The 8,288-nt window shown below is 67.1% G+C and carries 6 protein-coding genes; 2 read left to right on the forward strand and 4 right to left on the reverse strand.

What is annotated here, in order from left to right; all coding sequences use genetic code 11:
• The first annotated feature begins 160 nt into the window (after window positions 1–160).
• Window positions 161–508 carry an ArsR/SmtB family transcription factor gene (locus tag ACN0T5_RS20770; RefSeq protein ID WP_417770513.1) on the forward strand — a complete coding sequence of 116 codons (348 nt, stop codon included), beginning with the start codon at window positions 161–163 and terminating at the stop codon, window positions 506–508.
• Window positions 498–977, forward strand: a complete 480-nt coding sequence (locus tag ACN0T5_RS20775) for an SRPBCC family protein (protein WP_417770514.1) — start codon at window positions 498–500, stop codon at window positions 975–977. The genes ACN0T5_RS20770 and ACN0T5_RS20775 overlap by 11 nt, the downstream gene beginning before the upstream one ends.
• A 60-nt stretch (window positions 978–1,037) precedes the next feature.
• On the opposite strand, the gene ACN0T5_RS20780 is transcribed toward ACN0T5_RS20775, so the two are convergent.
• From ACN0T5_RS20780 to ACN0T5_RS20795, 4 genes are all read right to left on the reverse strand, one after another.
• Entirely contained in the window at window positions 1,038–4,013 is a 2,976-nt protein-coding gene (locus tag ACN0T5_RS20780; RefSeq protein WP_417770515.1) for a bifunctional [glutamine synthetase] adenylyltransferase/[glutamine synthetase]-adenylyl-L-tyrosine phosphorylase, read from the reverse strand.
• A gap of 60 nt (window positions 4,014–4,073) precedes the next feature.
• Complete coding sequence (locus ACN0T5_RS20785; protein WP_417770516.1) at window positions 4,074–5,507, reverse strand: ATP-binding protein; 1,434 nt, start codon at window positions 5,505–5,507, stop codon at window positions 4,074–4,076.
• Complete coding sequence (locus tag ACN0T5_RS20790) at window positions 5,504–6,217, reverse strand: response regulator transcription factor (protein ID WP_417770517.1); 714 nt, start codon at window positions 6,215–6,217, stop codon at window positions 5,504–5,506. The genes ACN0T5_RS20785 and ACN0T5_RS20790 overlap by 4 nt, the downstream gene beginning before the upstream one ends.
• A 285-nt stretch (window positions 6,218–6,502) precedes the next feature.
• Window positions 6,503–8,050 carry a Do family serine endopeptidase gene (locus ACN0T5_RS20795; RefSeq protein WP_417770518.1) on the reverse strand — a complete coding sequence of 516 codons (1,548 nt, stop codon included), beginning with the start codon at window positions 8,048–8,050 and terminating at the stop codon, window positions 6,503–6,505.
• Window positions 8,051–8,288: the final 238 nt, after the last annotated feature.

Here is an 8,288-nt window from a genome sequence, read left to right on the forward strand (position 1 = left end):
CGACCCCCCGAACCCGCCGCCCCCGGGCTTCATCCCCCCCTCCCCGAACATCACCCTCCCCCCGCCACCTCGTGGACGGCACGCGGCCCCCTCGTGACGTCACTTAGGCTATATCCTAAGTTTTTATTGACACCACATCCCCACCATAATAGTTAGGCGCATGGCTAAGCATGATCCGGACCTGAACCTGCTTTTCGCGGCACTGAGCGACGAGACCCGCCGGGCGATCGTTGCCCGGCTGGCGCGTGGACCGGCGTCGGTGAGTGAACTGGCCGCGTCCCATGACATGGCCCTGCCGTCCTTCATGGGGCACATCGCCAGGCTGGAAAAGGCCGGCCTGATCGAGACGGCCAAGAAAGGCCGGGTGCGATACTGCCGGCTCGCGGCCGGTGGCATCAAACCGGTCGAACACTGGCTGGCCGAGCAACATGCAATCTGGGAATCACGGCTGGACCGGTTCGACGACTATGTCGAAAACCTTGCGAAAGAGAGATCCGATGAACCTTGAACTTGACCCGGAAACAGACCTCGTCCTCGAAAGGGTGCTGAAGGCCCCGCGCGCGCTCGTCTGGGAGTGCTGGACGACACCCGAGCACATCAAGCACTTCTTCGTGCCGAAGCCGCACAAGGTGACGGCCTGCGAGATCGACCTGAGGGTCGGCGGCCGGTTCAACTCGACCTTCGAGGTCGAGGGCAACGAGATGGCCAACAACGGCGTCTTCCTCGAGATCGAGCCCGAGAAGAAGCTCGTCTTCACCGACACCTACAGCGAAGGCTGGAAGCCGGCGCCGGATCCGTTCATGACCGCCATCCTGCTGCTGGAGGATGCGCCCGGTGGCGGCACGAAATACACTGCGATCGCCCGCCACCGCTCGACCGATGCCCGCAAGACGCATGAGGAGATGGGCTTTTATGACGGATGGGGTACCGTCGTCGACCAGCTCGATGCCTACGCGCTCGGCCTGAACCGGTCCTGACCGATTTCCTGCCGGGACATTCCGGCCAAAGGCCCGTGAACGGACCGGCGGGGGGCGGTTTCAGCCGCCCTGCCCTGCCGGGATCTCGACCTTGCCCACCAGCCGCTCGAAAATGGCCCGGACCCGCTGCTGGCACTCGGCCATCGAGTGTTCCAGATGGGCGAAGTCCGGCGCCTCTCCGGCATGCACCAGGAGCTCCTTGACGCCCCGGGGCACCGTGTCGACCTTGAATGCGCCTTCAAGCGTCAGGCGCTGCACCTGGGTCAGCGCGTGATAGAGGCGAATGGCCGGGATCAGCACCTCGGCGTCGCCGGCGGCGAGATAACCGGCATCGCGGCAACGCTCGAGCGCTGTCTCCGTCGTCTGCGACAGGATCTCGGGACGTTCCGCTGCATGAACCAGCTGCAGGAACTGGGCGATGAACTCGATGTCGACCAGTCCGCCGGCCACCTGTTTCAGGTCCCAGATATCCTTGGTGCCCTTCTCCGCCTCGATCCTCGCGCGCATGGCAGCGACCTCGGCGGCGATCTTTCCCGCCTCGCGGGGGCGCGCCAGCGTCTCGCCGATATGCGTCTCGATGCGCTCCTTGAAGGCGGCTCCCGAACTCGCGATCACCCGCGCCCGGGTCAGTGCCATGTGTTCCCAGGTCCAGGCCTCGCTGACCTGATAGGCCTCGAAGGAGGACAGCCGTGTCGCCAGCGGGCCGGCATTGCCGGACGGGCGCAGGCGGAAATCGACCTCGTAAAGCCGCCCTTCCGCTGTCGGCGCGGAAAGCGCGGAGACGAGACGCTGGGTCAGGCGGATGAAATACTGGCTCGGCGCCAGCGGCCGCTTGCCGTCGGTTTCCTCCGTCCCCTCGTCATGGTCGTAGAGCAGGATGAGGTCGAGATCGGAGGACGCGGTCATCTCGCGCCCGCCGAGCTTGCCCATCGCCAGCACCGCCCAGTCGGCGCTCTCGAGCCGTCCGTGGTTCTCCGCAACGTGGTCCATCACGAATGGCATCAGCCCGGCGATGATGCTCTCGGCGAGCCGCGCCAGCGCCTCGCCGACCTGATGTGCCGTCAACGTATCGGAAAGCAGGCGGATACCGATCAGGAACTGTTGTTCCTGCGCGAAGACGCGCGCCCGGTCGAGGGCGTCCTCGTAGAAGCGCGCGAGATCGAGGGTACGGGCGAGCCCCGCACGGAATTCCGCCGAGGTCGGCATCGCGCCGAAAAAGGCCGGGTCCATCACGGCGTCGAGCACATGCACCCGCTTCGACACGACCTCGCCCATGCGCGGTGCCGACCCCATCACCGTGGCCAGCAGATGCAGCAGTTGCGGGTTGGAGCGCAGCAGCGAGAACAGCTGCACGCCGGCCGGCAGTTTCGACAGGAAGCCGTCGAAGGCGAGCAGCGCCTGGTCGGCATTGTCGGTGCTGGCAAGCGCCGCGACGAGCACCGGATGCAGCTCCGTCAGCCTTTCGCGCGCCTTGGAGGAGCGCACCGCAGGATAGCGGCCGAAATGCCAGGCGCGGATGATCTTGCACGCTTCCTTCGGCCGCTGGTAGCCGAGCCCTGACAGGGTTTCCAGCGTCTCGGGGTCGTCGTCGTCGCCGGTGAAGACCAGGTTGCCCAGATCGGAGGCCAGTTCCGGCTCGTTCTCGAACAGGGCCGAATAGTGCTTCTGCACGATGCGGAAGCGGGTCCTGAGATCGCTCTCGAACGTGCCCATGTCGTCATAGCCCATCAGCCGCGAGACGCGCGCGCGCGCTTCCTCCTCGGCCGGCAGGATGTGGGTCTGCTCGTCATTGACCATCTGGATGCGGTGCTCGACGCAGCGCAGGAAACGATAGGTCTCGGTCAGTTCGTCGCGCGCGTCCGCGGCGATCCAGTCGAGCTCGGCCAGCGTCGCCAGCGTGTCGAGCGTCCGCCGCCCGCGCAATTCGGTGATGCGTCCGCCGGCGATCAGCTGCTGGGTCTGGGCGAAGAACTCCACCTCGCGGATGCCGCCGCGCCCGAGCTTGACGTTGTGGCCGGCGACGGCGATCTCGCCATGCCCCTTGTGAACGTGGATCTGGCGCTTGATCGAATGCACGTCGGCGATCGAGGCGTAGTCGAGATACTTGCGCCAGATGAAGGGCACGATCTCCTTCAGGAAGCTCTCGCCGCAGGGGATGTCACCGGCGCAGGCGCGCGCCTTGATAAGGGCGGCGCGCTCCCAGTTCTGGCCGAGGCTTTCGTAGTAGACCAGTGCGGCCGGGATCGACATGGCAAGCGGCGTCGCACCGGGATCGGGACGCAGGCGCAGGTCGGTGCGGAAGACATAGCCGTCCGCCGTCCGGTCGCCCATGATCTTGACCAGCCGCTTGGTCAGGCGGACGAATTCCACCGGCGCCTCGGCACCGCCCGTCACCGGCGCGTGCTCCGGATCATACAGCACGATCAGGTCGATATCGGAGGAGTAGTTCAGCTCGAAGGCGCCGTATTTGCCCATCGCCAGAATGACGAAGCCGCAATCCCGCTCTGGCGCCGCTTCGTCCCTGATGGCAAATTTTCCGCGCCGCGCCAGGTCGCGCAGGCAGAAGCGGATCGCCGCCGTCAGTGTCGCATCGGCAAAGCGACTGAGGCTGCCCGTCACCGCGTCCAGATCCAGCGCGCCGGCGATATCGGCAAGTGCCAGCGTCAGGGCGAGATCCTTCTTCAGCCGGCGCAGGGCGGCCATCACCGCCGCCTCGTCGTCGCCGGCAACCTCGCGCGTTTCCCCGATCAGCCGGTCCACCCGCGCCTGCGGGACGCTCGACAGGATGCCGGCCAGACGCTCCGGATCGGCACAGGCGAGATCGCGCAGGAAGGGGGCATTGGTCAGCGCCCCGGCAAGAAACGCTGATGTTCTGTCCCGCGCGTCCCCGTCCAGCGACAGCGCATCGAGGGCAGGTTCGAGATCGGCCAGAAGTGCCGCCCCGGCCTCGCTGCCGGCAGCCTGCGGCACGATGCGGATTGCCTCGCACAGGCGCAATGCCGCGCCGCTCGTCTTGCTGCCTTCTGCCACGTTCACCCCCAGTCCTTCATGTCCGGCGTTGTCCACCGCGTTTTCGTTTCAGGCGCGTTTTCCGTTTCAGCCGCGCCCGGCAACCTCTCCCGCCCCCCGGTTCGCCGGCAGGCGCAGCCGCGCGACCAGTCCCGGCGTCCCGTCGGCCAGTTCCAGCCGCCCGCCATGCAACCTTGCCACGGCGGCAACGAGGCTGAGCCCGAGACCGGAGCCAGGTGCACTGCGGCTTTCCTCCAGCCGCACGAAACGCTGCTGCACGCGTTCCTTGTCGGCATCGGCGATGCCGGGTCCCTCGTCCTGGACGACAAGCACGATATCATGCCCCTCGCGCGTTCCCCTCAGCTCCACCCTTACGGCATCGCCTTCGTCCTGCCGAGCGTATTTGAGCGCGTTTTCGACAAGGTTGATCAAAGCCTGGACAACCAGCTCGCGGTTGGCGGACAGGACCAGCCCCTCGTCGACGCTGCAGTCGAGCACGCCGCCGGCATCCTCCACGACCGGCGCGTAGAGTTCCGCGACCTCCTGGACGAGGGTTCCGGCGTCGAACTCGGCGAAACTCGCACCGGAGGACCCCGCCTCCACCCGCGCAATCCGCAGCAGCGCGTCGAAGGTCCGGATCAGGCCGTCGCAATCCTCGATGGCCCGCTCCAGAACCATTCGCGCCTCTTGCCCGCTGCCGGTTCCGGCCTCGTCCTGGCGCAGTGCTTCCTCCAGCCGGTTGCGCATCCGCGTCAGCGGTGTCTTCAGGTCATGGGCAATGTTGTCGGAGACATCCTTGAGCCCCTGCATCAGGCTTTCGATGCGGGTCAGCATGGCGTTGAGGCCGATGGCAAGCCGGTCGAACTCGTCGCCGCTTCCCTCCACCGGCAGGCGTTCGGCAAGATCGCCGGACATGATCCGCCGGCTGGTCGCCGTCATCGCGTCGATGCGTTTCAGCACACGCCGGCTGACAAAGACCCAGGTGATCAGGCCGAGCGCGGCCAGCACGAAGAGCCAGAAGCGCATGGCCTCGGCCAGCAGCGAGCGGAAATATTGCTGTTCCTGCAGGTCGCGGCCGACCAGCAGGCGAAAACCGCCGGAGAGCTGGAACACCCTTACCAGCGCGGCGCGCTGCGCACCGCCGCCGAGCGGCGTATAGACGACCCGTTGCAATTCGCCGCTCTCGCCGGCCAGCACCCGGTCGTCCAGTTCCTCGATATTGCCGACAAGCTGGTTCGCAGCGAAATCCGTGACCAGATAGAGACTGGCGCCAGGCCGACGCGAACGCGCGTCGACCGCCGCGACAAGGCCGCGAATGCCGGCCACCCGGTATCGGTCGGCGAGGCCCGAAATTTCCGCGTCGACCGTCTCGACGATCTGGTCGCGCAGCACCGTTGCCGTGTTCTGGGAGAGATAGACGAGGACAGCGCCCGAGGCGAGGGTCAGCGCCGCCAGGTAGATCAGCGCCAGCTTGATCGCCGTGGTGCGGAAGACCCGGGCGGTCGTCGTCAGCGCCGTCATGAGCCGGGACGCCCGGCATCGCCGCCGGTGTCACGGCCAGTGTCGCGTATCGTGTAGCCGGCGCCCCGGATCGTGTGCAGCAGCGGCCGGTCGAAATCCTTGTCGATCTTCGCCCGAAGCCGCGAGACGTGCACGTCGATGACATTGGTCTGCGGATCGAAATGATATTCCCACACATGCTCGAGCAGCATCGTGCGGGTGACCACCTGTCCGGCATTCTGCATCAGGTATTCCAGCAGGCGGAACTCGCGCGGCTGCAGCGGAATCTCCTGCCCGGCCCGGGTGACCGTGTGGCTCAGCCGGTCCAGCGTGAGGTCGCCGACCGTGTAGCGGGTCTCGACATCCTGCTGGCGGGGTCGGCGACCGAGCGCCTCGACACGGGCCAGCAGTTCCGAGAATGCATAGGGCTTGGGCAGATAGTCGTCGCCGCCGGCGCGCAGGCCCGTCACCCGGTCGTCGACCTGGCCGAGCGCGGAAAGGACCAGCACCGGCGTGTGGTTGCCTTCCGCCCGCAGGGCCGAGATCACCGACAGGCCGTCGCGCTTCGGCAGCATCCTGTCGACAACGAGCACGTCAAAGGGCGCGCTGGAAGCAAGCTCGTGGCCGCTCTCCCCGTCGGCGGCGTGATCGACCACATGGCCGGCCTCGCGCAGCGCCTTGACCAGATAGTTGGCCGCCTCGCGGTCATCCTCGACAATCAGTATCCGCATGACCTCTTCCGTGTCCTGGCCGCCCGCCGATGCATTGGTGACCGTTTAGCACCTGCGATGCGGCGCGTCGAATGAGAGTGGAACGGTAAAAACCCCGGGAGCGCGTCGCCGCGCCCCGGGGTTCCCGGTGTTCCGGCACGCCTCTTGGGCGGTTGCGGACCTCGCCTGTTGGCATACCGGTCGACCGACCGGAAAGCACTCAGGCTTTCCGGAACCGACCCGCCGCCCGGATGTGAACATTCGGGCGGCGGGATGTAGCGGTCAGTCGCAGGAGCCGATGACGGGTCAGCCCTTTGCCACAGGCACCGCGACGAAGCGGGTGGCGTTTCCGCTCTGGACGCGCATCAGCACCGCCTTGCGGCCGCTTTCGCTGGCGCCGAGCACCGCCCCGGCGACATCGCCCGGCTCGTCGACCTGCTGGCCGGCGACCTCGAGGATCACGTCGCCCCGCTTGAGGCCTTTCTCGGCGGCGGCGCTGTCGCCGGAGATATCGGTCACCACGACCCCCTTGTCACCCGCTCCGACGCTCTTGGCGGATGCCAGCTCGACACCCAGGCTGTCGACGAAGGCCGTGTTCTCGCCCGTCGGCTCGACGGCGGCAGCGCGTGCCTCTTCCTGCAGCCGGCCGAGTTTCACCTCGATCGCCTGCTCGCGGCCGTCCCGCCAGACATCCAGCGTCACAGTGGTTTCCGGCGGATAGCCCGCGATCTTGCGAGCCAGGTCGCGCGGGCTGTCGATGGTCTCCCCGTCGACCTTGAGGATCGTGTCGCCGGAGCGGATGCCGGCCTTGAGCGCCGGGCTGTCGCCCTGTGCCTCGGCAACGATCGCGCCCTTCGCCTTGTCGAGGCCGATGCTTTCGGCAATGTCCTTCGACACCGGCTGGATCTGCACGCCGAGCCAGCCGCGCACCACCGTGCCGTCGTTCTTCAGGTCGGCAACGATGGTCTGCGCCGTCGAGGCGGGAATGGCGAAAGCAATGCCGACATTGCCGCCGGACGGCGAGAAGATGGCGGCGTTGACGCCGATCACCTGGCCCTTGACGTTGAAGGCCGGACCACCCGAATTGCCCCGGTTCACCGGCGCGTCGATCTGGATGAAGTCGTCATAGGGACCCGCACCGATGTCGCGGCCGCGTGCCGAGACGATGCCGGCCGTCACCGAACCACCAAGGCCGAACGGATTGCCGACGGCGACGACCCACTCGCCGACCTGCGGCGCGTCGGGCGCGAACTCGACATAGGTAAAGTCGCTCTCGCCCTCGATCTTGAGCAGGGCCAGGTCGGTGCGCTTGTCGGCGCCGATCAGCTTCGCCTCGTATTCATCACCATTGTCGGTGATCACGGTGAACTCGCTGCCGCCGGAGACCACATGCTCGTTGGTGACGAGGTAACCGTCGCCGGTGATGAAGAAGCCCGAGCCCTGGCTGGTGCCGTAGCGGCGCGGCTCCTCGCGGCGCTGTCCGCCCCCGTCGCCGCGCTCGCCGCCAAAGGGCTCACCGCCGAAACGGCGGAAGAAGCGGTGCAGCGGATGATCCTGCGGCAGGTCCTCGAAGCCGGGCATGCCGCCACCGCGCGACGACATCATGCGCGGCGTGCTGTCCGAGCGCACGCGCACGCTGACGACCGCCGGCTTCACACCGGCGACAACGGCGGCAAAGCTCTGCGGCGCAGCGCTTTCGACCCGCACCGGATCGGCGAAGGCAAACTGGCCTGGCACCACGGTCTGCGCGCTCAGCGCACCGGCAAGGCCCAGTGCCAGTGCTCCGGCGACAAGGCCGCCCTTGCGGCTGCGCGGCAGGTGGCGAACGGCGGCGGAAATACGTTTGGTCGACATGTTTCTCTCTCCACGTCAGGCCCGGCGGAAGCGCCGGGGGGTCAGGAAGCTTCGAGCCCGGCAGGCGTCGCGGGGGGGCGCGGGCCGGGGCTGTCCTGGCCATTATGGAGGAGGCCGCCTTACAACCGCAGGTTCTCTGTGCTCCACATTAAGCTTTCGAAATGTGAAGCACAGTGATCAGGCCCGCCTACACCTCGCAGGTGGCGATCGCGGCTCCCCCCTGAAGCGTCCGTGGTAC

This window comes from Stappia sp., from assembly GCF_048261845.1.
In the GTDB taxonomy this organism is placed as follows: domain Bacteria; phylum Pseudomonadota; class Alphaproteobacteria; order Rhizobiales; family Stappiaceae; genus Stappia.